The 26,422-nt window shown below is 59.1% G+C and carries 21 protein-coding genes; 9 read left to right on the top strand and 12 right to left on the bottom strand.

Annotation, left to right across the window (positions count from 1 at the left end; translation table 11 throughout):
- Nucleotides 1-103 precede the first annotated feature (103 nt).
- Nucleotides 104-1,096, bottom strand: coding sequence for an aspartyl protease family protein (locus ABEB25_RS00525; RefSeq protein WP_345734415.1), 993 nt, complete (start codon nucleotides 1,094-1,096; stop codon nucleotides 104-106).
- 141 nt (nucleotides 1,097-1,237) lie between these two features.
- Between ABEB25_RS00525 and ABEB25_RS00520 the strand changes: the two genes are divergently transcribed.
- Both ABEB25_RS00520 and ABEB25_RS00515 read left to right on the top strand, forming a co-directional pair.
- Nucleotides 1,238-2,560, top strand: coding sequence for an ABC transporter permease (locus tag ABEB25_RS00520; protein ID WP_345734414.1), 1,323 nt, complete (start codon nucleotides 1,238-1,240; stop codon nucleotides 2,558-2,560).
- A 71-nt stretch (nucleotides 2,561-2,631) separates the two neighbouring features.
- Entirely contained in the window at nucleotides 2,632-3,270 is a 639-nt protein-coding gene (locus ABEB25_RS00515) for a response regulator (RefSeq protein WP_345734413.1), read from the top strand.
- Between the two features lie 25 nt (nucleotides 3,271-3,295).
- Here ABEB25_RS00515 and lpxA read toward each other — a convergent pair whose 3' ends face one another.
- Together lpxA and ABEB25_RS00505 are read right to left on the bottom strand one after the other, a co-directional pair.
- Complete coding sequence (gene lpxA / locus ABEB25_RS00510) at nucleotides 3,296-4,096, bottom strand: acyl-ACP--UDP-N-acetylglucosamine O-acyltransferase (protein WP_345734412.1); 801 nt, start codon at nucleotides 4,094-4,096, stop codon at nucleotides 3,296-3,298.
- A 66-nt stretch (nucleotides 4,097-4,162) separates the two neighbouring features.
- Nucleotides 4,163-5,482, bottom strand: a complete 1,320-nt coding sequence (locus tag ABEB25_RS00505) for a bifunctional UDP-3-O-[3-hydroxymyristoyl] N-acetylglucosamine deacetylase/3-hydroxyacyl-ACP dehydratase (protein WP_345734411.1) — start codon at nucleotides 5,480-5,482, stop codon at nucleotides 4,163-4,165.
- A 379-nt stretch (nucleotides 5,483-5,861) separates the two neighbouring features.
- Between ABEB25_RS00505 and rdgB the strand changes: the two genes are divergently transcribed.
- The 5 genes from rdgB (at nucleotide 5,862) to ABEB25_RS00480 (ending at nucleotide 13,802) form a co-directional block, all read left to right on the top strand.
- Complete coding sequence (rdgB, locus tag ABEB25_RS00500) at nucleotides 5,862-6,503, top strand: RdgB/HAM1 family non-canonical purine NTP pyrophosphatase (protein WP_345734410.1); 642 nt, start codon at nucleotides 5,862-5,864, stop codon at nucleotides 6,501-6,503.
- Between the two features lie 193 nt (nucleotides 6,504-6,696).
- Nucleotides 6,697-7,389 (top strand): phosphodiester glycosidase family protein, encoded by a 693-nt coding sequence (locus tag ABEB25_RS00495; protein ID WP_345734409.1) that lies wholly within the window; start codon nucleotides 6,697-6,699, stop codon nucleotides 7,387-7,389.
- An 89-nt stretch (nucleotides 7,390-7,478) separates the two neighbouring features.
- On the top strand, nucleotides 7,479-8,558 hold the full coding sequence (locus ABEB25_RS00490) for a M42 family metallopeptidase (protein WP_345734408.1): 1,080 nt from the start codon (nucleotides 7,479-7,481) through the stop codon (nucleotides 8,556-8,558).
- A gap of 179 nt (nucleotides 8,559-8,737) precedes the next feature.
- Nucleotides 8,738-13,285, top strand: a complete 4,548-nt coding sequence (locus ABEB25_RS00485; RefSeq protein ID WP_345734407.1) for a beta strand repeat-containing protein — start codon at nucleotides 8,738-8,740, stop codon at nucleotides 13,283-13,285.
- A 46-nt stretch (nucleotides 13,286-13,331) separates the two neighbouring features.
- A complete protein-coding gene (locus ABEB25_RS00480; protein ID WP_345734406.1) occupies nucleotides 13,332-13,802 on the top strand; it encodes a GNAT family N-acetyltransferase in 471 nt (156 codons plus the stop codon).
- A gap of 50 nt (nucleotides 13,803-13,852) precedes the next feature.
- Here the strand turns inward: ABEB25_RS00480 and ABEB25_RS00475 are convergent, their stop codons facing one another.
- The 7 genes from ABEB25_RS00475 to ABEB25_RS00445 all read right to left on the bottom strand — a co-directional run bounded on the left by ABEB25_RS00475 (nucleotide 13,853) and on the right by ABEB25_RS00445 (nucleotide 21,995).
- Nucleotides 13,853-14,686, bottom strand: a complete 834-nt coding sequence (locus ABEB25_RS00475) for a Spy/CpxP family protein refolding chaperone (protein WP_345734405.1) — start codon at nucleotides 14,684-14,686, stop codon at nucleotides 13,853-13,855.
- Nucleotides 14,683-15,024: a hypothetical protein gene (locus tag ABEB25_RS00470; protein ID WP_345734404.1), complete on the bottom strand. Its 342-nt coding sequence runs from the start codon at nucleotides 15,022-15,024 to the stop codon at nucleotides 14,683-14,685. Before ABEB25_RS00470 ends, ABEB25_RS00475 begins: the two co-directional genes overlap by 4 nt.
- A complete protein-coding gene (locus ABEB25_RS00465) occupies nucleotides 15,005-15,541 on the bottom strand; it encodes an RNA polymerase sigma factor (protein ID WP_345734403.1) in 537 nt (178 codons plus the stop codon). Before ABEB25_RS00465 ends, ABEB25_RS00470 begins: the two co-directional genes overlap by 20 nt.
- Nucleotides 15,542-15,593: 52 nt before the next feature.
- Complete coding sequence (locus tag ABEB25_RS00460; protein WP_345734402.1) at nucleotides 15,594-16,985, bottom strand: sensor histidine kinase; 1,392 nt, start codon at nucleotides 16,983-16,985, stop codon at nucleotides 15,594-15,596.
- A complete protein-coding gene (locus ABEB25_RS00455; protein ID WP_345734401.1) occupies nucleotides 16,963-17,637 on the bottom strand; it encodes a response regulator transcription factor in 675 nt (224 codons plus the stop codon). The genes ABEB25_RS00460 and ABEB25_RS00455 overlap by 23 nt, the downstream gene beginning before the upstream one ends.
- A gap of 497 nt (nucleotides 17,638-18,134) precedes the next feature.
- The gene (locus ABEB25_RS00450; protein ID WP_345734400.1) at nucleotides 18,135-21,098 is read right to left on the bottom strand and encodes a transglutaminaseTgpA domain-containing protein; all 2,964 of its coding nucleotides are present in this window, start codon (nucleotides 21,096-21,098) and stop codon (nucleotides 18,135-18,137) included.
- 12 nt (nucleotides 21,099-21,110) lie between these two features.
- On the bottom strand, nucleotides 21,111-21,995 hold the full coding sequence (locus ABEB25_RS00445) for an AAA family ATPase (RefSeq protein ID WP_345734995.1): 885 nt from the start codon (nucleotides 21,993-21,995) through the stop codon (nucleotides 21,111-21,113).
- A gap of 188 nt (nucleotides 21,996-22,183) precedes the next feature.
- Here ABEB25_RS00445 and ABEB25_RS00440 point away from each other — a divergent pair, with 188 nt between their 5' ends.
- Both ABEB25_RS00440 and ABEB25_RS00435 read left to right on the top strand, forming a co-directional pair.
- Nucleotides 22,184-23,521 carry an aspartate aminotransferase family protein gene (locus tag ABEB25_RS00440; RefSeq protein WP_345734399.1) on the top strand — a complete coding sequence of 446 codons (1,338 nt, stop codon included), beginning with the start codon at nucleotides 22,184-22,186 and terminating at the stop codon, nucleotides 23,519-23,521.
- A gap of 87 nt (nucleotides 23,522-23,608) precedes the next feature.
- Entirely contained in the window at nucleotides 23,609-25,090 is a 1,482-nt protein-coding gene (locus tag ABEB25_RS00435; protein ID WP_345734398.1) for a M81 family metallopeptidase, read from the top strand.
- A gap of 73 nt (nucleotides 25,091-25,163) precedes the next feature.
- Here the strand turns inward: ABEB25_RS00435 and ABEB25_RS00430 are convergent, their stop codons facing one another.
- Nucleotides 25,164-25,325, bottom strand: coding sequence for a hypothetical protein (locus tag ABEB25_RS00430; protein WP_345734397.1), 162 nt, complete (start codon nucleotides 25,323-25,325; stop codon nucleotides 25,164-25,166).
- A 73-nt stretch (nucleotides 25,326-25,398) separates the two neighbouring features.
- Nucleotides 25,399-26,292 (bottom strand): helix-turn-helix transcriptional regulator, encoded by an 894-nt coding sequence (locus tag ABEB25_RS00425; RefSeq protein WP_345734396.1) that lies wholly within the window; start codon nucleotides 26,290-26,292, stop codon nucleotides 25,399-25,401.
- Nucleotides 26,293-26,422 lie beyond the last annotated feature (130 nt).

The raw sequence follows: 26,422 nt of genomic DNA, 5'->3' as shown, positions 1-26,422 counted from the left end.
AAATTTCACAAGCAGGTTGGAGAATAGAAGTCCGGAAGGGCTTTGCAACTCTGGAAATGAATTTTTTAGCGGTTTCTGGGACGGATGGACAGCCTGAATGTTGTCACCACTCCAGATGGAGAAGTTTCCGCCTCATATCGAAGGTGACTCGATAGTCCTTCAGGAAAAAGCTGCCCACCCTTGGCGGCCCGGGGGCGATGTCCACTCGAACATCCCGATATTGGTCCCCTGCCAGCTTCAGATCCGCCAGCTTGACCGTGCGCAAATTAGCCTGGCCAGACGTCACCGTGCCCCCTACTGCCATGAGATACAGCCCCTTCACTTGTTCTCCCTGCTGCTGCACCCCAAGGCGACCCGCCAGTGATTCGCTGATCTCGATCTTGTTAAAGGATCCCGTATCCACAATCGCCTCCCATCTCACAGCACCGGAGCGCAGGGTGATGACAGGCACCCCTTGCTTCAGCCGGAAAGGCGTGCTCGCCAACCTTTTGCCTGTTTGAGGCCTGAATCTTTCCTGAAAACTAAAGGTGATCTCGTTGGAGGTGTAATCGAGGGTCAAGAAAGTACAACGGTTTAGAGCCACATCGAATCCCAGCAGGCATTCGGGGAACCGGCTGGCCCCACGGCGGTTCGTCAGCCTGTTTTCGTAAGTCCTAACGAGACAGGGATAGCCATGCAGCGACCAGGAACCCAGCGTCAATGGATCCAGCAGGCCGATGCGCCCCTGCTCGCGCCCAACGATGCCTTGCAATTCCACGGTGGCATCCGAGGCATGCATGACAGGGACCTTGGCCTCCACGACCAACGAAGCCTGGACCATCGTGCGAGAGGCCCCGGTATCCAGCATCATGGGCACAGGACCATGATTGTTCAGCCTTGCCTTTGCCACAGGCACCCCATCCACGAGCTTGAATGGAAGCGTGACGGGAGAAGTCGGCAGGGGCACGACAGTCTGCATGCGGCGAAGAAAAACATCCTTTGTCACAGCCTGCGTTTCCATCCGTGCCAGGGTGCGGGCTGAGGCGGGACCATGATCGGCCAACTCCGTACAACCCGGCAAAAACAGCAGCAGAGAGAGGGCAGCAAATGCACGCATCGTCAGCGGCTCTAACGGGGCCGACTCTTCGTCGCAAGCAGTAAAATCCCCCTCATCTCGGCACGGGATTTATCACTAATCCTTGGACATTTGAAGGAACCCGCCCTCTCACACCGTGCTATAAGCCCCCCTTTTTGATAGATGTCTCTGTTAGCCCGCCATCCCATCCTCCGTCTTTTTGCCTCGCCCCAGCATTTGTGGCGCACCGTTTCCCTGGGGATGAAGAGCATTTGGCTCAACAAGCTACGCTCCTTTCTAACCGCCCTGGGGGTCATTTTTGGGGTGGCTTCAGTCGTGGCCATGCTGGCCATCGGCGAAGGTGCCAGCCATGAGGCGCAGGAGCAGATCCGTCGGCTGGGAAGCCAAAACATCATTCTCGAAAGCGTGAAACCGCCAGACGGCCAGGGATCCTCCGCTGAGGCGCGCAGCATGGTCTTGGAATACGGCCTCACCACCCGTGACATGCAGCAGATCCGCCAGACAGTGCCCGGCGTCAGCGTCGTAGTGCCAAGTCGCATCCTCAGCGAAAACATTTGGAACTTGGACCGCAGCGTGGACGGCCAGATCCTGGGCGTGCTGCCGGTTTATCCGCAGATGCGCAACCGCACGGTGATTCAGGGCCGCTTTTTCACCGATCTGGAACTCAATGAAAAACTGCCCGTCTGCGTGCTGAACCAGACGGCAGCGGCCAAACTCTTCCCGCTTTCTACCCCCACAGGCAAATCCGTGCGCGTCAAAGGCTACTACTACAAGATTCTGGGCATCATGGAAGATGAGGGACAGCGCGTGGGGGGCGACAGCGGCAGCAACACCAGCAATGTGGGCAGCGCCCAGGTGATGATTCCCTTTTCCACGCTGATGGACCAGTATGGCGAGACCTTCTTTCGCATGCGCAGCGGTAGCTTTGAGGCGGAAAAAGTCGAGTTCCACGAGGCCATCATACGCGTGGAAGACGTGAACCAGGTGGAAAGCCGGGCCAATGCTATCCGCCATCTCATGACGAAGAATCACAAAAAGGAAGACTGGCGCATCATCGTCCCCGTCGAATTGCTTCGCCAGGCGGAGCGTACCAAGCAGATCTTCAGCATCGTGCTCGGCAGCATCGCTGCCATCTCCCTGCTGGTGGGTGGCATCGGCATCATGAACATCATGCTGGCGAGCGTTACGGAGCGCACCCGCGAGATCGGCATCCGACGCGCCATGGGCGCACGTCAGGCGGACATCGTTGTCCAATTCCTTATTGAAACCGTCCTGCTCTCAGGTGCCGGGGGGGTGCTCGGCGTCATCGTTGGTGTCTCCATCCCGATTGCGGTGGAACACTTTGCTGGTGTAACCACGGTTGTCAAAATATGGTCCCCTGCCCTGGCCTTCCTGATCTCCGTCTTCACTGGCATTGCTTTTGGCATCTATCCCGCCCGTAGGGCAGCCCGGATGAACCCTGTTGAGGCCCTTCGACACGAGTAAGTCGCAAATCTGATTGATGAATCCATAATTATTGCTGTATTTCACAAAAAGTTCCGCCAAATTTGAGATTAATGAAGAGAGTTCTCATTGTTGATGATCACCAGCTCATGCGCGACGCCTACAAGCACGCGATGATGACGCTGGGCAGTTATGAGTTCGGCGAAGCCGGCACTTACCAGGAAGCCCAAGATATGATGGCCGCCCAGTCATGGGATGTGGTGATCCTGGACGTGACCATTCCGGGGCGGAACGGGTTAGACTTTCTGGCCGAAATGAAAGCACGTCCCCACGCTCCTGCGGTTCTAGTTTGCAGCGGACATGATGAATCCGTCTATGGCGTCCGGGCTTTCAAGGCTGGAGCTGCAGGCTATGTTTGCAAGAGCGCCGGCACCGGTGAGTTTCTCAAAGCCATCAAGGAAATCCTGGTGGGTCAGAATTACATCAGTCCTAATCTGGCCCAAAATCTGGCCGCCTTTGTCCGTTCCGATTTCCAGGAGCAGCCCCATACGACGCTCTCCGAGCGGGAGTTTCAGGTGCTGCGCAAGCTGATCAACGGCGATGCCATCAAAGAAATCGCCTCCGATCTCAGCCTCAGCAGCAAGACCGTCAGCACTTACCGGGTGCGCCTCATGGAAAAGCTGCGGGTCAAGTCCCTGCCAGAGCTGGTGCAATACTGCATCCAGCATGGCCTGATGGAAAAGACGGCTTAAATGTGCTTTGCAGTGGAAGGCGCGATCAATCCTCGCCGTCTTCCACACCAGCTTTGCTCCCTGGGGTGATACCGCGTTTTGTGGTGGAAACAAAATCCGTGAAAACGGTCGCTTCCGTCGTCAGCGGGCCGCTGCGCAGTTCCTCCACAGCCTGGGCATTGTTCAAGCCGCTGCGATAGACTTTGCGGAAGGCGGCACGGATGGCGCGCATCTGCTCACGGGTAAAACCCGCCCGCTGCAGCCCCACAATGTTTAGCCCGCGAGTGCGGGCCGGATTGCCATCGGCAGTGCTGTACGGCGTCACATCCTGAACCACTTTCGAGCAGCCGCCAATGATGCTGCGGGTGCCAATTCGGCAGAACTGATGCACGGCGCTGAGCCCTCCTAAAATCACGTGGTCCTCCACCACCACATGGCCAGCGAGGGTGCCGTTGTTCGAAAAAATGACATGGTTACCCACGATGCAGTCGTGGGCGATGTGCACATAAGAGAGGAAATTATTGTGGCTGCCGATCACCGTTTTATCACCAGGGCTGGTGGCTCGGTGCACAGAACAAAACTCGCGGAAGGTGTTGTCGTCACCAATCTCCAGGTACGTCGGCTCCGCCGCATACTTCAAATCCTGCGTCTGCTGGCCAATGGAGCCATAGGCATAAAACCGGTTGTTTTTCCCGATCTTCGTCGGACCTATGACGGTCACGTGATGCTGTAGCGTGGTGCCATCGCCCAGTTCTACGCCCGCTCCAATGATGCAGTAGGGGCCGATCGTGACATCAGCACCAATTTTTGCAGAAGGATCAATGATGGCAGTGGGATGAATGGGCATGAGTGATGGAGCAGCGGGTCAGACTGGAGGATAAAAAGGCAGGAAAGGCCCTGCTCGGCGGGCCGACTAACGATCAACCACGTTGAACATCAGTTCGGCTTCGGAGACGACCTGGCCATTGACCAGACAGCGCCCAATGGCCTGGGCGATGCTGCGCTTGGCCTTCGTGATCTCAGTCTCAATGATGAGCGTGTCGCCAGGAACCACGGGCTTCCGCCACTTGACGTTGTTGGCGCTTAGGAAGTAGCCGATCTTGCCCTGGTGGCTTGGCATTCTCAGAAGCACGATGCTGGCCACTTGAGCCATCGCCTCGAGTTGCAGCACCCCTGGCATGATCGGGTGGCCTGGGAAATGCCCCTGGAAGAACTGCTCATTGATGGTGACATTCTTGATGCCACGGCACTTGGTCTCACCTTCAAAGCCAATGATGCGGTCCACCAGCAGGAAGGGATAGCGATGAGGCAGGATGTTCATCACCTCATTGATGTCCAGCACGGCCTCACCACTTGGGATGTTCACCGCCGGCGGCACCATGGCGCGCATGGCGTTGTATTGGGAGACAATGGCACGAGCCATCTCGGTATTGGGGCCGTGGCCTGGACGCACGGCGATGACATGACCGGTGATCCGTTTGCCCGAAAGCATGAGGTCACCAATGATGTCGAGAATCTTGTGGCGGACGAACTCGTTGTTGAAACGCAGGGGCTGCTTCGACAGCAGCGTTTCCCCACGGACAACCACTGCGGCTTCCAGTGTCCCACCCTTGATCAGCCCCTTCTCCATCAGCGGAGCGATGTCTTCATAATAAACAAAGGTGCGAGCCGGGGCGATTTCCTTTTCATACGTCTCCGGATTGATCTCCAGGGAGATATACTGGGTGAAGCGCCCTTCCGGCCCCACGTTGGTGCAACTGATGCGGAACTTTTTGTCCGGCACGATGGTGATGATGGTTCCATCGCGGGTCTCCTGATAAATCGGCTCACGGATCTCGAAAATCTTGCGCGGCTCTGACTGCTCCTGAAGGCCTGCTTTTTTGATCAGTTCCACAAAGGGCTGGGAACTGCCGTCCACGATGGGGGGCTCATTGGCATCCATCTCAATGATGGCATTGTCCACGCCCATGCCAGCCAGAGCGCTAATGACATGCTCCACCGTATGCACATTCACACCGCCCTCGGCGATGGTGGTCGCACGTTCCACCTTCTGCACTTTCTCCACCAGGGCCGGGATGAAAGGCTTGTCCTCCAGATCCATGCGGCGAAACTTGAAACCGAAGTTCTCCGGCGCAGGCTGCAGGGTGAGGGTGACTTGCTCACCGGTATGCAGTGAAGTGCCGGTGATGGAGGCGGGCTTGGCCAGCGTGTGTTGACGGTCTGAAGCAGGCATGGAAAGGGATGCCCGTTTTAGCCGTGCGGGGGGGTGGGGTCAAAGGAAAATCCCAGCGAGCCACATGCTTGGCCCCGACAACACTGCGATTATCCATCAGAAAACGCAGCGTTTTATATCGCGAATGAAGAGCCGCATGCCCCAGCCGCACTTCAAAAATGACTTTCAGCGGCATTCAAACAACCTAAGCTTACCCTAGATTCCGCCATCTTAAATCAAATTATTATACATTTAAATGTATTATCATTAGATAATAAAGACTGACGTTATCATCAAATAATTATGCATGAACCAGGATAAATTAACCAAGTAACAGTAAAGGCTTGTCAACTTGATCATCTGTCATTCCTGCATTATAAGACCTGCTTACATCTAACCTATGCCTGAACTGTTACTTGCCACTTCGAATGCCCATAAAACTCAAGAGGTTTCCGCCATGCTCGGAACCGAATGGCAGGTTCAAGACTTTCACTCCCATCCTGGTGTTACGCAGCCAGAAGAAACAGGCAGTACTTTCGAAGCAAACGCGATCATCAAAGCCCAGGCAGGTAGCCGAGCATGCCCAGGCATGCTGGTCTTGGCGGATGACTCTGGCCTCGAAGTAGACATTTTGAATAAGGAGCCAGGTGTTCGTTCTGCTCGGTATGCAGGGGAAGACGCCAGTGATGCTGACAACCGGAAATTTCTCAAGGACCGGCTCCGCCGAGTGAGCACCAATCCAGGCCAGTTTTTCTCGGCTCGATTCCGCTGCTGTCTGGCCCTTATCCGAGATGGTCAAGTGCTGCACGTCACACATGGGACGATCGAAGGCCACGTCAGCACCATTGAGCGCGGCCGCGGGGGGTTCGGCTATGATGCCATGTTCACGCCGCAAGGTTACAATCAAACCTTTGGAGAACTGCCCGCAGAGACTAAAAATCAGCTCAGCCATCGTGCTCATGCCTTGGAGTCCATGCAAAAATGGCTAAAAAGCAGCCCCGAAGCTCTCATTGTGAATGCCCATATTGCCCTCCCGGGTTGATGGCATTGCCACCATGAAAGCCTGTCTTTTTCTCTTCCTGGCCAGCCTGTGTCTCACCCAGTGCGTTCAGCAGGAGTTTCAGACCACTCCAGCACCCCCGATTTTTCAACCTAGCGTAGCGCCATCGACCAGTGCCGCACACCCCCCAATGGCACCGCCTCGGGATTTCGCCCATTGGCAACAGGCGTCATCAGTGCGCAGCAGTTCTTTGGGATCGGGGGCGCAGTTTTATGAATTCACCGCTCGCAGTGCCGAAGGCAAGGCTGAGTTGAGTGTGGTGATTTTTGACAGTCAGCGCTGCTCGCTACGGGTACTGGACCAGCCCACGGAATACGCAGGGGGCCACGTTCTGGCGTCTATCATGCGCCAAGCGGGGGCTATCGCGGGAGTGAACGGAGGCTTTTTCCACCCCAACTTCTCTACGTTGGGCCTGATGATAGCCGATGGGCGCACGACTGGCCAGTTCATGCGCAGCAGCCTCGTTTCAGGGGCGATGGTCGTCATTGGGCAGGAACCTTATCTCGTGTGGAATTCCGAGTTTTTAGGCGAAAAAGGCGTAACTCAGATGGTGCAGGCGGGACCGCGACTGGTGGATGCGGGCCAGCCTTTGCCCTCGCTAAATCGCACCAAGTACGCGGCCCGCAGCTTCATCGCCACAGACGGTCAGCGCCTTTGGGCCCTGGGCACCGTCCGCAGCACCACTTTGGCGGGATTGGGAGAACTTCTGGCCAGTGATAGCCTGCTCCCCGACATGCAGGTTCAGAGAGCGCTGAACCTGGATGGAGGCCGCTCCACCGCGCTCTACGTCCGGCAGACAGATGGCCAGGAAATCAACCGCCCCGGCTGGAGCACCGTACGCAATTACTTAGCAGTGGTGCCGAAGTGAAGCGTGGCAGATAGGCCCATCATTCGCGCTTGGCCGAGGCTTGCTCCGGCTGAGACCTCGTTTACAGACGTAACATCTCTTCATGCCTTATGACCGCCGCCTCCAAGACTTTTCTTTTTGATCTCCTTTCCACGCCGAGCCCCACGGGTTTTGAAGTGCGCGGCCAGCGCAAGTGGGCGGGGTATGTGGGCAAGTTTGCCGACCGGGTGGAGAGCGATGCTTACGGCACCGCCTGGGCCACGCTGGATGGCAAGGGTAAGAAGCCGAAGAAGATCATGTTTGAAGCTCACGCAGATGAGATCGGCTACATGGTGAAATACATCTCCAAAGAAGGCTTCATCAGCGTGGATCGTGTGGGCGGCAGCGATGTGGCGACGGCACGTGGACGCCGCGTGGACATCCTAGGAGACAAAGGCACGGTGCGTGGCATCATTGGCAACATCGCCATTCACATCCGTGAAGATCGGGACAATGAAAAAGCGCCGAAGGTGCATGAGCTGTGGATTGACATCGGCGCACGCAGCGCGGGCGAAGTCAGCGATGCAGGTATCCGCGTGGGCCACCCTGCGGTGTATTCAGACACGGTGGAGGAGGTCGGCGCGCATCGCCTGGTAGGCCGTGCTTTGGACAACCGCATCGGCGGATTCATCATCGCGGAGGTCATCGCGCGCCTCAGTAAGCGCAAGACACGCCTCCCCGCCTCCGTGATGGCGGTGAATGCCGTGCAGGAAGAGATCGGCGGCAATGGGGCGAAGATGGCCGCTCATCGGCTGATGCCAGATGTGGCCATCGTGCTGGATGTGACCCATGCCACGGACACCCCGAATGTAGATGTAAAGAAGCATGGCGAAGTGACTCTGGGTGGCGGCCCCAGCCTCACCCATGGCAGCGCCAATCACCCCGAGGTGGTAAAGCGGTTGATGGCCGTGGCCGAGGAAAAAAAGATGCTCATCCAGCATGAATCCTCTTCCCGTTTCACCGGCACGGATACGGATGTCATCTTCACCCAGCAGCACGGCATCCCCAGTGCCCTCGTCTCCCTGCCGCTGCGCTACATGCACAGCGTGGTGGAGATGGCCGACCTGCGGGATGTGGAGCAGGTAATCGACCTTTTGGTAGGATTCGCCGAAAGCGTCACGGATAAAGATGCCTTCCGCGTGGAGCTGTAGGGCTGGGCACATGCTCGGGGGATGGAAACCCATCCGTTTGTGCCCACTTCGGGCCGCACGGGGTGTCTTGGCACAGGCCAAGCTAAGTGACTTCATACCCCCCGAAACTGAAGCCAAAAACAGGCACCTCATGGTGCAGGAAGTCCACGGCCCGGCGCGGGCGGCGACTCTCCTGCACCATGAAAGCTTCATCTCCCCTGCCCCTGTTTTTTGGCCTGCTGATGTTTGCCTGCGGTCCGCTGCCCGCCCAGCTCACCTGGGATGCCGATACAGTGACGACCGGTGTCCAAAATGGCAATGGCAACTGGAATCTGACTAACACCAACTGGTGGAATGGCAGCAGCAACGCTGTCTGGGATAATGCGGGCAGCACCATCGCTGCCTTTGGCACCAGCGCAACGAAGACAGGGGGCACTGTGGCCGTGGAAGGCACGGTGAAGGTGGGCGGCATGGTCTTCAATCCCTTCAGCACCTCCACCATACAGGACCTTCCCGTCACCAGCGCCTACACCATCGCTGGCGGCACGATTCAGTTTGCCAACAACGCCATCATTGAGGCCGCGAACAACACCTCCAGCGGCAGTTCCGGCGTGCTGTTTATCAATCTTAATTCCGTGCTGGTGGGCAATGGCCTCACGCTTCAGCGCAAAGATGAAACACGCATCAATGCCTTTCAATACATTCGCTTTTCCACGGCTAGCCCAAACCTCACCGGTGTACTGAATGTGAACAGCCGCTCCTCCATCAATGGTATCTTCTTGCTCCTGGCAGGTAGCAATACGGTGAGCGGCATGGAGCGCATCGTGGTCCAATCCGGCAGCGTGTTGGCCGCAGGCGGCACAGGGAATATCTACAACGTGCCCATGACCATCGCAGGGAACGGGCAGGGCAATGGAGCCATCCGGGTGGACAGCAGCAACATGCAGTTCAATGGCCAGATCACCCTCAGCGAAGAGGCCGCCCTCTATACCAATCGCAGCATCCTCAACACGGTAATCAATGCAGCCATCACCGATGGCGGCGGCAACTTTGGCTTCCAGCGTTTTTCCACTTCGACGGATAGCGTGGTCACGCTGAATGGCACCAGCACCTACGGCGGTGCCACCATCATCGGCCGCAGTGGAGCCACGGCGGCAGGCATCACCATCTTGAATTTCGCCGCACCAGCCGCACCACAGGCAGACATGCTTTACAGCGGGTTAGCCACTCCCGGCAGCCTCAGCCTTATCGGTGGCACCACGGCCCCCAGCGTCTTCATTCTCCAGGGCAAAGACTTCACTGATAACACCCAGCGTTTTGGGGATCTAGCCGTCTCAGCGGCCCGCTCGAACCTCGTTCTGAATCCAGGTTTCGGCGGCAGCATGAAGATCAGCATCGGCAATGTGGTGCGCACCAGTCCAGGCTCGCTCACGCTCACCACCAGCCAACCGGATGTGGTCAGCACGACCATGGCCGATGGCTTTTTAGGTCCCTGGTCCGCCGTGGTGAATACCACTGGTCACGGTGCCTGGATGCAGGTCTCTGGCGGTAAATTGACGTCCTTTCAGGGCAGTTCAAATTACGCCACCGCAGGCCTGCTTTCCAGCTCAGGGGTCACGGCGGATGTGGCGATCCACGCGGGCTCCACGGGCAACGTTTTGGGCGGCACGGGTACCTATCAAATCAATACCCTGTCCATGAACGATGCGACCTCCGCCCGCACCGTGGACATCGGCACGGGCAATGTTCTGCGCCTGGGCACCACTGGCGGCATCCAGGTCACTCGCGATGCGATGAGCCTGGACGTTGGCGTGGTGGGCAGTGCGGGCGCTTTGAGAGCTGGCACTGGCACCGGCCAACTTTGGCTGAGCAACCTTTCCAGAAGCGGCACCCTCACGGTGAATTCCGTCATCGAAAACAATGGGGCGAATGTGCTGTCTCTGTATTTCAATGGCACGGGCAAAACGGTGCTGACCGGGGCCAACACCTTCACGGGGGCTACACAGATCGGCAGTGGCGTGGTGGAAATCTCCCACCCCAACGCGCTGGGCACCATCCTGGGTAACACCACCGTGTTGGCCGATGCTACACTAAGACTCACGGGCGGGATCAGTGTCGATGAGCCCATCGTCCTCAATGGCCTGGGTTTCAATGGCACGGGCGCACTGGTCAATACCAGTGGCAACAATGAAATCACCCGCGCCGTGACGGCCAGTCAACCAATGCGCATCAACAGTGAGTCAGGGACGCTGCTTTTCAGAGCGGTCAATGGCACCACGGAAGCCATCACGGCGGCTGGCTCTGCAGTCACCACCACCTTTGGGGGCAGTGGTGACATCACCATTCAGGGGCGGCTCAATCCAGGCACCAATGTCGTCTTCAAAGACGGCGGTGGCACCCTGACTTTTGCAGGCACGCAGGTGTTTACTGGGGCCATCACGCCCACGGCAGGCACCGTGCATCTGGACTTTTCTGCCGCCACTTCTCCCACCACCAATATCCTCTACAATGGCGTCGCCGCAGCGGCTTTGAGCCTAACCAATAGCACGCTCAAACTCACGGGCAAATCCGGTGCGGTGAATGCACAAACGCATGGCAACCTCACGACCACAGGCTACGCCAATATCCAACTCAATACCAACGGCGCGACCAGTCTCACAGCCACCTTTGGCACCCTGACACGCAGCTTTGCCAGCCTCCTGGGGCTGGACCTTCCCTCCGGCGGCAGCGTGCTCACCACTACGGGCAGTAACAATACGCTCCTCACCAACAACGGGCGCGCTTTTGCCTTCATCCGCGACAGTGTGAATGGCGACGAATGGGCCGCCACAGGCGTGCTGGCAGGCGGTACGCGCCCGATTGTGAAGCTCTCTTCCATCAGCGGTTACACGGCCTCCACCGCCTCCACACTCAGTGGCAATGCCGACATCACCGCAGGCATCCCCACCACCACCCTGGCGGCCAATGCCACAGCAGACAGTCTCCGTTTCGCCCAGCCGCAGGCCACGCTGATCACCGATGGTGATGCCACCACCACACTCACCACGGGGGCCATCCTCATCTCCAGCACCGTGGGCACGAACACGACGCGGATAGAGACCAACATCCTGCGCCCCAGCCCCGCCATCGCCGCCATCAGCCCGGAGTTGAACATCATTCAAAACAACACCGATGCCCCGCTGATCATTACATCCGCCATCAGCAACAGCCTGAACACCTCCGCCGCAGCGGTGCCCACCTTTGTCACTAAAGCCGGGCCTGGATTGCTGATCCTGAGTGGAGTGAATACCTTCACCGGCAGCCTGCGGGTGTATGAAGGTGCGGTGCAGATCAGCGGCGGGGATTTATCGACTTCGAGCGAGCTGCTCATCGGCACCGGGGCACGCAGCGCTCGGGTCATCCTGGGCAGTGGCAGCACGGCTTCCACCCTCGGCTCGGTGGATTACGTGCAGGCCGTGGGCACTGGCACGGATAACCGCATTGTCGGCGGAGCCACGGCTTTATCCCGGCTGACTCTGACGGGATCGGTCTCCATCCCCAGCGATTTTCGCACTGGATGTCTGGGTGGGCCAGGGGCGAATGAAAACAATCTGGAGCTGCGCATGGCCGCCATCAATGGCCTGATCATGCTGGGAGCCGAAAACACCTATGCGGGCCGCACCATCATCTCACGCGGCATCATCCAGGTAGAAAAGCTGGCGAACATTGGTGAGGTCAGCTCTCTCGGCACAGGCAATGCCAACGCCACGGCAGGCATCATCACACTTTCAGATGCCACCACCAGCGCCACGGATTCCCCTGCTGTGTCCATCATCCGCTATGTGGGCCGCACAGATTCGGTGACGAATCGTCCCATCACCATCACCAACAGTGACTTTGCCACCGACATCTCCTCCACCGTGGCGGTGCTGGAAAATATCGGCACAGGCACCGTCAAATTCACGGCCCCTTTCACCGTCGGCGGCACAAACACTTCAGACCGAGTCCTGCGCCTCAGCGGGACCAACACAGGGCTGAATGAAGTGGTGAGCATCCCAGACACCAGCGCCACCATCATCACCCGCCTGGAGAAAGAAGGCCGTGGCACCTGGGCGCTAACCGGAAACAGCACCTACACCGGCGATACCACCGTGACCCAAGGCACCTTGCTGGCCAACAACCCGCTGACGGGCTCCGCCACGGGACTGGGAAATGTGCGAGTGAGCGCAGGAGCGACGCTGGGCGGCACGGGCCGCATCGCCCCGGCAGCGGGCAAGTCCATCCTCATCCAAGGCGGCGCTTTGAATCCCGGCCTGCCCGGCATCACCATTGCGGCGGGGAAGCTGACTCTCGAAACCTCAGGCCTGGGAACCCTGACCTTGGACAACAACGCCACGCTCGTCTTGGATCTCATCTCTGGTGCTGGACTGGGCAATAACACAACGGACGCAGCAGCGGCGGATCAGCTCGCCATCGCAGGCTTGGCCAGTTTTGGCAGCGGCAGCACTCTGCGCGTGCTGAACCCAAACCAAATGACCGCCTGGGCAGCCAACGATCAGTGGCAGCTATTTGACTGGGCGGGTCTCAGCAGCCCGGTGACAGGTAGCTTTACCTCCTATGACCTACCCATGCTGCCCGATGGCCTGCTATGGAATGTGGACGATCTTTTCACCACCGGCATCCTGTCCATCACCTTGGTGCCAGAGCCGGGGCGACTGAGTCTGGTGGCTCTAGCATTGCTCGGCCTCGGGCTGCGTCGTCGGCGTTGAGGCACTTGCAATCTAGGGGCTATGGAGGTCCATTTCTCCCCTGCCCATGCCTCCAGAGTTTACACTTCGCCCTGCCACCCAAGCCGATTGCGATGCCGTCCGAGCACTCGTTTTCAGCGTCCTTGCAGACTATGCCTTGCAAGTGGACCCCGAGACGACGGACGCCGATCTCTTTGACCTGGAAGGCCATTATGCAAAGCGCGGCGGCTGCTTTGATGTGGTGACCAATACAGAAGGCCGAGTCATCGGCAGCGTGGGCCTGCAGCCGCAGGAACCCGGCATCTGCGAGCTGCGCAAAATGTACCTGCATCCGCAGTATCGCGGGCTGGGCATTGGCAAGGCCTTGCTGCAGCATGCTCTGTCACGTGCCACCGCCCTCGGATTTAGTGAAGTGCGGCTGGAGACGGCAGCGGTGCTGAAGGAGGCCGTGCGCATGTATGAAAAGGCGGGCTTTCAACGCTATGAACCCGAGCACTGTGCCGCCCGCTGCGATGCGGCCTACAGGCTGCGGCTATAAACGGTCACGTCCAAGAACATGGCCCCCTGTTCAGTAAACACGTGTGAAGCTTACTTTTTCAGCAACTCTTCAGCCCAGGTGAGGATGCGGCCCACCTGCTCCGCATCTTCGGCAAGTTTGGCAGCTTCGAGGGCTTTCTTGCCTTCGATCAATTGCCGAACCAAAGGAATGGAAACCACCCTTTGGGCAGCCACTTCGACATCAGTGTAGCGTTGTTTCAGCACGGTCAAATCGATGTCACCGGGTGAAAACTGGCTGAAATCGGGGGCTGTCACCTTCTCAGCTTGATCAAGGCCGCTGTCTGCGGTGAGCTGATCCAGCGCCTGATCTGCGGCCCCATAGTCGCCGCCTCGCACAAGGGCCACAATGGCCTCACCACGCTCCTGCATGGCCTGCGTAGGCGGTACGCCCAGGGACTCGACAGCAGTCTTGAGGCGCTGAGCCTTTTCTTTCATGCGGGCTTCCACATTGCTGTTTTTTGCCCGTCGGCCAGGTGTCAGCTTCACCGCCTTTTCCTGCTGTTCAGGAGTCAGCACATCGCGCAAAGCCAGCAGGGTGCGCAGGCGCATATGTTTCACCTCTGCCTCAGCTTCGAGCAAGGTTTTCAGGGCAGCTTCTGCCTCTACCGCGGTGGAGGTGGGCTGGCGCAACAGGCGAGTGAGTTCCCGTTCGCGCTCCCGCACTTGTTTTTCTACAGGCTCGGCTGCGGCCAGAGCCTCCTTTGCTAAAACACCCATTTTAGACTCCTGATCACTTGTTAGGCCAAGTTCAGGCTTCACGGAAGCGATCATTTCCGGCGTTAAAAGCCCCGCCTCCAGCCAGGCTTCTGGCCCGGCGATGAGGGGCGAGGCAACACAGAGAAAAATGAAGAGCAGACGTTTCATGGCAGTTCAATTTGAAGGTAGGAAGGCAGCAGAAAATCACTGGGTGCAGCCGTGTCCGGTTCGAGCCCGGCAAAGAGCGGCGCGGCAGGGTTGTCTAGCAGAACGGGTAGGGCCTCCACCAGTCGTGGAGCCGGGGCAGGCAAGGCAAGCCAGGTAACGAGCACCAGGAGAGCAGCGGCACAGGCTGGCAGGGCCAGGAGGCGCAGATTCAGCATGGGTTTCCGCGCACGGCCCGGAGACTGCAAAGTAATCCCATCCCAACAAGGGGCCTGCTCACGCTCAGCCTGGCGCTGGGCTTGGAAGCGGGCGCGAAGGTCGTTATCGGAGGAGGTTTTCATGATCGGAATCGGAGGTTTGTAGGAGACTGCGCAGGCGGGCCTTGCCTCGTTCGTAATGCTGTCGCACGGAACCCAGGCCGACCTTCATCACGACAGCGGCCTCGCTCAATGTGAGGTCCTGATAAAAAACTAGGTGCAGCACCTCTGCCTGACGGGTCGGCAACTGGGCTAGGGCAGCTCGCAGTTGCAAAGTTTGTTCGTCCAGCTCCGCCTGATGCGAGGGAGAGGGGCGTGGGTCCTGAAAATCGCCACTGATCTGCAGCCAAAGTTTCCCCAGCAGGGATTCGCGGTAGCGCAGCCGCCGAAACTCCTCGTGGGCGGTGTAGCGAATGACGCCAAACCACCACGTCTTGAATGAAGAAGCTCCCGCAGGCCGACTGCGCCCCGAGGCGAGCTTCAAGTAGGCGTTTTGTAGCACCTCTTCCGCCCGCGAAAAGTCCCCTGCACAGCAATGCAGTGCCCAGCCGTAGGCATCGGCGTGCAGAGATTCGAGGTGATCGGCAAGTTCGCGCTCCATTCATTTGCCCTCTGAGTGACATCACCCTGCCGTCTGTATGACAGCCACTGGATCAAGCGCCTGGAATGTAAATCCAAAACGTGGCACCGCCGCCTTCGCGGTTCTGCCCGCCAGCATTGCCGCCATGAGCCATGGCGATGGAGCGCACGAGGCTGAGTCCCAGGCCCATGCCGGAGGTCTTGGGCCGGGCGGCACTGCCGCGCACGTAACGATCCCAGATGACCTCCAGTTCCTCGGGGTGTAGCCCGGGGCCAGTATCCTCCACCGTAATGACCGCACCAGTGCCTTCGCCCATCCAGCTCACCTTCACCTCACCGCCCGCATGGGTGTAAGCGAGGGCATTGTCCAGCAGATTGGAGACGGCCTGCGTCAGCAGCTCACGGTCCACATTCAGGGTGAGGCTGAGACCTGTGCCGAGGGTCAGCGTGAGACGCCGGTCCTCAGCCGCTGGAATGAAAAGTTCCACCAGACTGCTAAGAAGGCCATCCAGTGAGGTAACCTGACGATGCAGACGAAGAGCCACATGATCCCCTGCGCGAATGGTGAGGAGCGTCTGCACCAGTTGAGTGGCGCGGTCAATTTCCTCCAAGCTGCGGGCAGCGGCCTCACGCGCCATTTCATTGTCGGTCTGATCGTGAAAATGTTCCAGGTTTCCGCGCACGCGGGCCAGTGGTGTGCGCAGTTCGTGAGCGAGGAAATCATTGGTGGACTGGAGTTCCCGTGTCAGTGCGCGGATCTGGTCCAACCCAGTGTTCACCACATTCGCGAGGGCTTTCAATTCAGGGATGGCACCCGGCGCACGAAGGCGTGTGTTGCTGCCCGGAACCCGCATGCGCTCGGCACTGACGATGAAGGACTGGATGGGGCGCAGCACATCATGCATGTACCAGACGACCGGAAGGAAGGAGATGAGCGCCGCCGTCAGCCCGGCGAACCAGAGGTGCCTCTCAATGTTCGCCAGATGGCGGCGCGCCTGGATATCGCTGCGCCCAAACCAAAGCGTGTTGCCATCCCACAGGCGGATCGCCCCCAGATGCAGACGCAGAGGCTGATCTGGACTGCTGATTTCCATGAGGTCCATATCGCCAGCCTCCAGCAGGAACTTCACCGTTTGCTCCGGCCAGGGAAAGCCCTTCATCTCTGCCGGGATCTCTTCATGAATGACCTTCCCGTAGGCGGTGGTGAGACGCAGGGCATTCCAGTCGATGTGCTGGCTGGCATGAAAGACCTTCTTCATGCCATTGAGCCCGCCATTCGTGTAAAGAACCGAATATTCGATGAGGTCATCCGTGACCCGGCTGCGATCCACCAGACGCATGTCCTGGCTGACGGCGATCCGGACAAAGGTCAGGATCAGCAGGATGTTGACGATGACAATCAGCCCCATCAGCAGCGCCAGCCGCCAAGGTGAAGGAAGTCTCTCAGGCCAGAGTTTTGAAAACATATCCTTTTCCTCGAATGGTCTCGATCAAGACACCGCTGCCCGGCATTTCCAGTTTGCGACGCAGCCTACAGACCATGGCATCCACCACATTGGTGCCTGGGTCAAAATGGATGTCCCACACCTGCTCCAGAAGAAACTTCTTCGGCAGCACGCGGCCCTCATGATTCATCAACACCTCCAGCAGGCACCATTCGCGCGGCTGCAGTTCCACACTTTCAGGCCCGCAACTGACGCGGCGGCGCACAAAGTCCAGGCGGCATTTCCCAAGACGGCGATGTGTGGGCACATGGTTGTTGGCGCGGCGGTTCAGGGCTTCCAGCCGGGCCAGCAGTTCCTCGAAGGCAAAAGGTTTGGTCAGGTAATCATCCCCGCCAGCGGCTAGGCCGCGAACGCGGTCGGAGACCTCCGCCCTTGCCGTGAGAAAAAGCACCGGCGTGCGCACACCATCCCGGCGAAGTTTTTGAACCAGGCTGAAGCCGTCCATGTCAGGCAGGCCCACATCCAGGATCACCACATCCCAGGACTGCTGCCGCAGCGAGGCCAGGGCCTGGGTGCCGGTCTTCTCCCAATGCAGCGGATGTCCGGCATCATTCATCCAAACAGCCACCTGGCGGCCGAGTTCGGGTTCATCTTCGACGAGCAGGAGGTTCATGAATGACTATGAGGCCAAAATGCGGCCAAGGCTAAAGATACGGAAACAGACGGGCAATTCTGAATTCCGCCAGCGAATGAGTTCCTGCATCTACGAATCTGAAAATCTTTCAGAAAAATTCCGCCTATTTTTGATTCATCATTACCAAATGGTAAGGTGACTTTCGGGGTATTGTTTCGATATGGTGTGGTCGTTCGTGAATATCACGAATTTATCAAACTCCCCCACTTGATCCACACACACGGTTTCTGAATCGTCTTTAACTTTCCAGTCCTGTCATGCGCCGCTACCTAGCATTTTCTTTCATCGTTCTCGCCCTAGCTGGCGCGATGACTGCTATGCTAAATGCCTATGCCGCGCAGACGATGCCTAACTCGCATCAAGGAAAAAATTCTGGGAGATCCACCGCTCCGGGGGGGGTTGGTGGGCACCAGTCGCAACTCTCGGCGGTACCAGGAAACATCTGATTTCTGGTGCCGCCGAGATCGTTCGCTTCATCAGCGAAGAGTCCGCCAGGCTTTTTCAAAGGCCTTGACCGAATTTCCAGCCGCCCCATAGCGTGCCGTCGCATATTGCTGGGCCAGCTCCACTACCTCAGGCTTTTTGGCACGGAGACGCTCCGCATAGGCCAGCGGGCCTTCATTGGCGCGCCGCGCTGGCAGGCCCAGACTTTCCAGGTGTCGACAAAAAAGACGCCAAGTCTGCTGCCAGGGATCCAGATCCCGGGCGGGCCGGCGCAGCCAGGCCGCCAGAAGTCCGGCGACCAGGATGACCAGGAACACACAAATGATGAAAAGATACATTTGCTTCAGCCCGCTGAGCCCGAGCCAGCTCAGCCAGCCAAACTGCGATTCCCCATCAAAATTGATGACCATTTTGTACCATTGATAGTTCATATGCTCCCAGAGCAGCCGGACCTGCTCCATGGACCGCCACAGGAAGCTGTTGCGCTGCCGCTCCAGCGCCTCTTCCCCGCCTAGGAAGTTTTGCAGGCCCAGATCCAGACGCCCTGGGGCCAGGGCAGCTGTGGGATCCACCCGTGTCCAGCCACTCCCTTCCAACCAAACTTCGGTCCAAGAGTGCGCATCGGACTGGCGCACGATCATGTGAGTGCCCGTCATCGACATTTCACCACCGAGATAACCCATGACCACTCGCGAGGGCACCCCGGCCGCACGCATCAAGGTGGCAAACGAGGCACTGAAGTGCTCGCAAAACCCCACCCGGCGATTCAGGAAAAACTCCTCCAGAGCCCCGGCCCCAAGGTAGGACCCCGGCTCCAGCGTGTACTCAAAACCCTGGGTGCGCAGATACTCGAGCCCGGTCTGCACCACCTCCATGTCATTTGCAGCCCCTGAGCGCCATTTTTGGGCCAGTTTCTGAAGGCTGGCAGGCAGTGAGGAGGGAACCTGTAGGGCGGCCTTGCGCTGATATTCTGGCAAAGGCTCCCAGACCATTTGAGGGCGGGACAATACCTCAATTTGACGCATTTTCCTCACCGTGTCGTGAGACTGGAGCAGCCGCTCCGAGGAAAGTTGATACAGGCTCCGGCCATCGCTCCCGCGCAGCGGGCAGTCGAGGCCTGGCAGCCAGTATTGGCCGTGGGGTTCCAGAGTGATGGTCTGGCGGATGTCGCCGGGCTGCGGCCTCCCAGCCGAAGGGGCATAACTCATCGGCAAACCGCGTGACCAGCTCAGTCCCTGGCAATCCCAAAGCACCACGCAGCGCCAATAACGCTGGTTATTGGCCGGCATATTGCCGTCTGGGAACTCCACGCGGAAGGCCGTTTCCGTGCTGCGCGCCACCTGCAGCACCTTGCCTGGATCCAGTGACGAAGGCACGCCTGTCACTGCCGTGCGACCAGACCCCAGGCGCACCAGATAATCCAGACTTACCCGGGGGAAAGCGACAAAGAGCAGCAGCACCAACGGCATGGCCTGCAAGATCAGCCTTCCTGTCAGCCGTGCAGGTGCCCATACACCTGGGACGCCGCGACGGAAACGCACCATGCAGCCAGTAATCATCACGTAGGAGACGAACATCAGCACCGACCGAGTGATGCTCTGGTCCGCCAACAGGCCGCACAGGCATAAAAACCAGCCGATGATGGCAATGACCTGAAAATCATGCGGGGTGCGAGATTCCAGCATCTTCCCGCCCGTCAGAACAATCAGCACCGCAATGCCCGCCTCCATCGTCATAAGGTCTCCCTGGCTGGCATAAACCCCGGCCAATCCCAAGACGATAACCGAAAGCGGCAGCCAGCGGTATCGCACGGGCTGGGCGATGAGGCTGCGGTAGGACAAGCTTAAAAACAGCATCACCAGGACAGGCAGGGCCACCAGATCCTGCAAAGGCAACGCCGTGAGAAACAGCACGATGCTCAGCAGCGCCAACGGGCCCCGCGGCACACCCGCCCGGTGCTCATGACTGGCAGGCACTTTGACCGGCTTCGTCGTCTCCGTCGCCGTCATCCCGCCGGCATGCAGTTCCGCGAGGGCCGCCAGACAGAGGCGGGCATGAGATTCCCCCTGGCCAGAGGCGATTTCCTGCCCCGGCAACTTGAGCGAATAGGAAAGGCCCTGCTGCTCGCACATCTGGATCCAGCGAACGATCTGCCCGGCCCGTTCATCTGCGGGCAGCGGTAGGTTTTCCCAATCCATCGGAACAGTCTCACTCACTCCCCGTGCCCAGCTTTTTACCAGCAGCGGCCGACCACGCGCCACAGCCCGCCAGTCGATGTGCTTGGGGGAATCTCCCGGCTGCCACTCGCGCAATCCGGCAAAGTCATCCCCCTCACGGCTGGGCAGCGATCTGGCTCCGCTGCGACCTTCGGCTCCAGTCATCTGAATGTGTGAAGGTGGAAGAGGGAGATTTCCAGAAGCAGGAGGCACCGCATGCCGGGTCAGTTCCACGTTCACCACCCGCTGCGCCCGCAGGAGCCCGAGAGGAAAGGCACTGCGCAGCAGCAGCTTCACGGGGGCATTGCCCGCCGGAAGGCGAAGCTGCAAACGCACGGACTGCCCACTGGGGATCTGGTCCACAAAAGTGCTTTTTGCCGCCCCAATGATCAGGACCTCGATGCCACAAGGGGTCATCCCGGAGGCTGCCCGCAATTCCACCGGCAGCACATCCCCCAGCCCAGTTTGGTGCACCGGCGAGGCGCCAACCCGTACTTCCAGCCCGCGCAAGTTCGCGCGGGCATAGACATAGCTCATCACGCCCAGCGCTCCCGTCAAAAAGGCCAGCAGATAGGCCGCACCATTCGATTGAACGGCCCCCGCATAACCCATGACGCAGCAGAGGCCAAACCAGGCCACTGTGTGCAGATTCAGCCGGATGCGCGTCCCCGCAGCCCGCACACGGGCGGCTGAATTCCGCGCCCAGGGCCGCCAGGAAAAGACACGCCCCAGCCACCCGGAGGCCGGGGACTCAGCGTGCATGCGGCCAGTCTGGCTCATGGGCAGGGCAGATCAGGGAATCGGGGTTTCCTCCAGCAGACGCAGGGCCGTCTCGCCATCACCTTCCAGCCGGTGCGCCATCACGGCAGCTCCCACATCTTGTACATCCTCTGGCAGCACCATGGTCCGGCCCTGTTGCAGGGCCCAGGCACGGGCTGCATTCAGCAGGGCCAGACCACCGCGCGGGGACAGCCCCCTTCCCTGGGCACGACTGGCGGAAAGGATGTCCTGGACGTAGTCCAAAAGTGGGGCAGACACATGCACTTGGCGCACCAGTACCTGCATTTGCTGCATCTCCCCCCAGGGCAGGATCTCTGGCATGGACTTCAGCATTTCCCGCCGGTCTTGCCCTTGTAGGATGGTGCGCTCTGCAACGCGGTCGGGGACGCCCAGGGCCAGGCGCATGAGAAAGCGGTCCAACTGCGACTCGGGCAGCATGAAGGTGCCGATCTGGGAGGACGGGTTCTGAGTGGCAATGACAAAAAAGGGCTGCGGCAGCGCATGGGTGATGCCGTCCGAGGTCACACGTCCTTCCTCCATCGCCTCAAGCAATGCCGACTGGGTTTTGGGCGTGGCCCGGTTGATCTCGTCCGCCAGAAGCACTTGGGTGAAAACGGGACCGGGATGGAAAACAAAGCTGCCCGCTTCCCGATCATAAATCGAAGCGCCCAAAATATCCGCAGGCAACAGATCGCTGGTGAACTGCACGCGGCGGAATTGCAACCCTAGAGCCTGGGCCAGGGCCTGGGAGAGCAGCGTTTTACCCACACCGGGCTGATCTTCAAACAACAGATGCCCCCGGGCCAAAAGGCAGGTCACCGCCAAGCGGATGACATCCTCCTTGCCGAGAATGATCTGAGAAATGCCCTGGACGAGGCTTTGCAGTTTCGTTCGGATCTCAAGAGCCACGGCTTCAGGCAAGACGGTATCAGGGAAAGAGGGAGGGCGGGCAGACACAAAAGTGGGGGGATTGGTGATTTTTGGAGTGTCGCTTTTTATGAACCGCTCTGGCAAGCTCTCATCCTCATCTCACATAGATTTTACGCCTGTAAATATCTTGCCGGACACCTCCGTAATCTCTGCACATGTCGTACACCTTCCCTCGATCCACCGATCTCTTTGCCCGCGCCCAAAAAAGCGTCGCTGGCGGCATCAACAGTGGCATTCGGAAAATGGAGGCGCCCGTTCCCCTCTATTTTGATCATGGTCAGGGCAGCCGACTTTGGGATGTCGATGGAAATGAGTACATTGATTTTCAAACGGGCCAGGGAGCCCTTCTCTACGGCCACGCCCCCGCCGGCATGGCCGAGGCCATCGGCGCACAAGCCAAAAAAGGCACCCACTGGGCAGCCCAATGTGAACTGGAAATCGAGGTGGCCGAACGGCTGCAAAAAATGATCCCAGGCGCTGAACGCGTGCGCTTCAACAACTCCGCCACCGAAGTGGTGCTGGCAGCCTTCCGTCTCGCCCGCGCCCACACAGGCAGAAAGCTGATCCTCAAATTCGAAGGCCACTATCATGGGTGGGCCGATGAAGGGCTGGTGGGCTTTGCCCCGCCGCCCGACAAATGGGGCACCGAAGACGAACCCACCCGCCTGCACCCCAGCCAGGGAGTGATCCCCGAAGTGCTCGACCAATTTGTCGTCGCACGCTGGAATGATCCGGAGCATCTGCGCCGCCGGGTGGACCAGTATCGCGGCCAAATCGCCGCCATCGTTTTTGAGCCAGTGCTGTGCAACACCAGTTGCATGGAGCCTGTCCAGGGGCTGCTGCAAACCATCCGCGAGCTGTGCGACCGCGACGGCATGATGATGATTGCCGATGAAACCATCACCGGATTCCGCTTTGGCGCGGGCTGTGCCCAGACACATTACGGAGTGGTGCCGGACCTGACCATCCTGGGCAAGGCCATCGGTGGAGGTGTGCCCTTTGCTGCCATGGTGGGCAAGGAAGCCTCCTTTGCAAAAATCCTCAGTGGTGAAGTCGTGCATGCAGGCACTCTCAATGCCAATCCTCTCTGCCTAGCGGCGGCCAAGTGGTGCCTCGACCAAGTCATCGAACTCGGCGACGCCCATCCGCATCAGCTCATCGGACTCGGACAAAAGATGATGGCAGGTCTGCGCACCCTAGCCGATGAGCACAGCATTCCTCTGCGTCCGCAAGGGCCAGGACTTGTCTTCCACACCACCCTGCTCAAGCCCGGTGCCGCAGAAGGCCCTGTCACCAGCTATCGCGACTATGTGCAGCGTCACGATGCGCCGCGCTGGGCCCATTTGCGACGTTGTTTGTTAGAAAACGGTGTTCGCGCCATCGAGCGCGGACTGTGGTTCCTCAGCCTCGCCCACTCGGAAAACGATGTGGACGAAGGCCTGCAGCGGGCGTCAAAAGCCTTTGCCCGCCATGCAGCCGAATGGAAAGCGTGAATGATGGCAACCACTGAGGTCGCTGGCCGCGAAAGTTGGAGGTAATCCCTCCGTCCGATGTCGGTACCCAGGTAGTCTTCCCCCCTTATGAGCCGCCCTCCCCGCATCCTGCTCGCCGGACTGTTCCACGAGACTCACACCTTCCTCGAAGGCACCACTTCCCTGGCAGACTTCACGCTGCGCCGGGGGGATGAAGTGCTGGCACTGAAAGGCGATGCATCGCCCTTCGGCGGAGTGCTGGATCTGGCGGTCGACTTTGGCTGGGAGATCCTGCCGATGGTGGATTACCGCGCCCAGCCGAGCGCCATGGTGGAAGACCTAGTGATCGAAGCCTTCTGGGCTGATTTTGAAGAACACGCGACCCCGCATCTCACCGCCGGAGTAGATGGCATTTTCCTGGTCCTCCACGGAGCCATGGTCTCGCAGTCCCATGACGATGTGGAGGGAGAACTCCTGCAACGTCTGCGCGCCCTGCCCGGGGCAGGCCATGTACCCATCTTCGGTGTTTTTGATCTTCATGCGAACTTCACCCCGCGCATGGCCGCCCTTTCAGATTGTCTGGTGGCTTATCGTGAAAACCCGCACACCGATGCCCGCGAGGCCGCCTGCGATGCAGCCCACCTTTTGCAACGCTGCCTAACCACAGGTGAACAGCCGACGCAGCAGTTCGCACATCCTCCGCTCATGTGGCCGCCGACGGGCACGGGCACCGCCAGCGAGCCCATGCTAAGCCTGGAAGCCATGGCACGGGAAATGGAGAAGGAACCGGGCATCTGGTCCGTCAACGTGGTGGCAGGCTTTTCTTTTGCCGACACGCCGGACACCGGGGCCAGCTTCGTCATTGCCAGTACGATCGATGCCAGCGCCCATCTTCAAAAGCTGTGTGACGCCGCGTGGTCTCACCGCAGCCTTGGCAATGCGACGGAACCACCCATCAGTGAAATCATCGGCGGCCTCACCACGCCTCCCGAAGGACTGACCGTGGTGGTGGAGCCTTCCGACAACATCGGCGGCGGCGCACCTGGCGATGGCACAGGCCTGATGCGTGCCTTTATCCACTGGCGTGTGCCCAACAGCGCGGTGTGCATCGCCGATGCCGAGGCCGTAGCCACCGCAGCAAAGTATCGCAGTGGCGACCGCGTCATGCTTTCAATCGGGGGCAAAGGCAGCCGTCTGGATCCAGGCCCCGTCCAGATCGAAGTCGAGGTGATCTCGCACAGCGACGGCAAATTCACCCTCGAAGATGCCCATAGTCATTTAGCCTCGATGAGTGGCGGTCATTTTGACATGGGGCCCTGCGCTGTCGTGCGACACAAGGATCTCACGATTTTGCTCACCAGTATCAAGACCCCGCCCTTTGACCTTGGCCAATGGCGCAGCCAGGGGCTGGAGCCAAAAGACTTCTCCGTCATCGGCGTGAAAGCCGCAGTGGCCCATCGCCGGGCGTACGATCCCATCGCCGCCCGGATGCTTTGGGTGGATACCACGGGGCCCTGCAGCAGCCACCTTGCCGCCCTGCCTTTTCAAAAGGTCACCCGGCCTATCTATCCGCTGGATGAAATGGCCTAACGTGAGGTAGGGTTTAAAATGATCGCGAACCTCAAGACCTGTTCTTATCGCGCTCCGGTTAACCAGGTTTGCTTCAAGATGGAACGGCTTCCGGAGAAGAAGAGGCGGGTGGCGTTTTCTTGCTGTTTGCCGTACGCGCCTTCAGGCTCGCCGCGCGGATGCGCTTCAGGCGGCGAAGGAAATCGGGGCTGAGGCTGTGAAGTTTCAGACGACTGTCGAGATTGGTATAGTTCATGAGGGGTTTAAGGTTTAGACTCGGAAAGTTTTCTTTTGTTCGGTCAAAAGCGCTGTCGGCTTGATGTGGAGAGTTATCGGGCATTTGCCGGGAGCGGCCTGCGTTCGACCGGGGGACGGCGAACCCATTCGCTGGGGGTGAAGCCTTTTTCGGCCCGGAAAGCCTGACTGAAATGGCTGAGGCTACGGTAACCCACCTCCAAAGCTGCTTCGCTGGCATTGGCCTGTCCCTGCGCAAGCATCTCGGCCGCGCGTTCGATGCGCAGTCGGCGCAGATACAGGCTGATGGTGGTGCCGGCGCTCTCTGAAAAGGTGCGGGAAAGGTACTGTGGGTTGCAACCGCACAGCCGGGCCATTTCCTCCAACGTCGGAGGGCACTCCAAATTCGCCAGCAAGGCAGTGCGCACTTTGGCCACACGCTCCAGCGCCAGCCGCCGGGTGCGGGTGCAGAAGAACTCATCCCCACGGGATTCTGTGAGCACTTTGCGGAAGAAGAATTCGCTCATGCGGCTGCCTTCCAGCAAGTGGCGGGCTGCGGCGCAAAGAGTGGGGGCCATGAGACTGCGGCTCCAAGAACGGTCCTCTGCCTCGAGAGGGCGGGTGATGAGAGGGGTGGCAGGATGAGGCCCCAGAAGGAGAGTACGGAAATCGGCCGACATCTCCTGCCGCAGGCTAGCAAGGCTGCTATTCACCCAGTCCACCGGGAAGTGCAGAGCCAGAGCTTCATGGCTGCCGCTTCCCAGTAGTCTCAATCCCGCAGGCATCGCTGCCGCCGTATTGATCCAAATGAGACTGTTCCCGGCGATTTCCCGGTGACTCGAAAGCGTCCAATCCACCCTCACTGTTCCCTGAAGAAGCAGCAACAGCATCACCGCACCCGGCCGCAGGGCCTGGAGCCAATGGTCTCCGCCATGCTGGGAACTGGCCCCCAGCCAGCGGCTTTCGAAAGTGGGATAAAGCAGGGACACGGCAGCAGAAAAACCAGGAGGAGGACTCTCCCCGCCATGATTTAACCGCCTCTCCTTAATCTGGCAATCAATATTTGCGACTGCGTATCAATTGCATTATCAAAAAGTCTGGAGTTCATTTCAGCCTCCT

This window comes from Prosthecobacter algae (assembly GCF_039542385.1).
Taxonomy (GTDB): domain Bacteria; phylum Verrucomicrobiota; class Verrucomicrobiia; order Verrucomicrobiales; family Verrucomicrobiaceae; genus Prosthecobacter; species Prosthecobacter algae.
The sequence above is the reverse complement of the archived record's forward strand: the minus strand, read 5'-3'. Positions and strand labels throughout refer to the sequence as shown.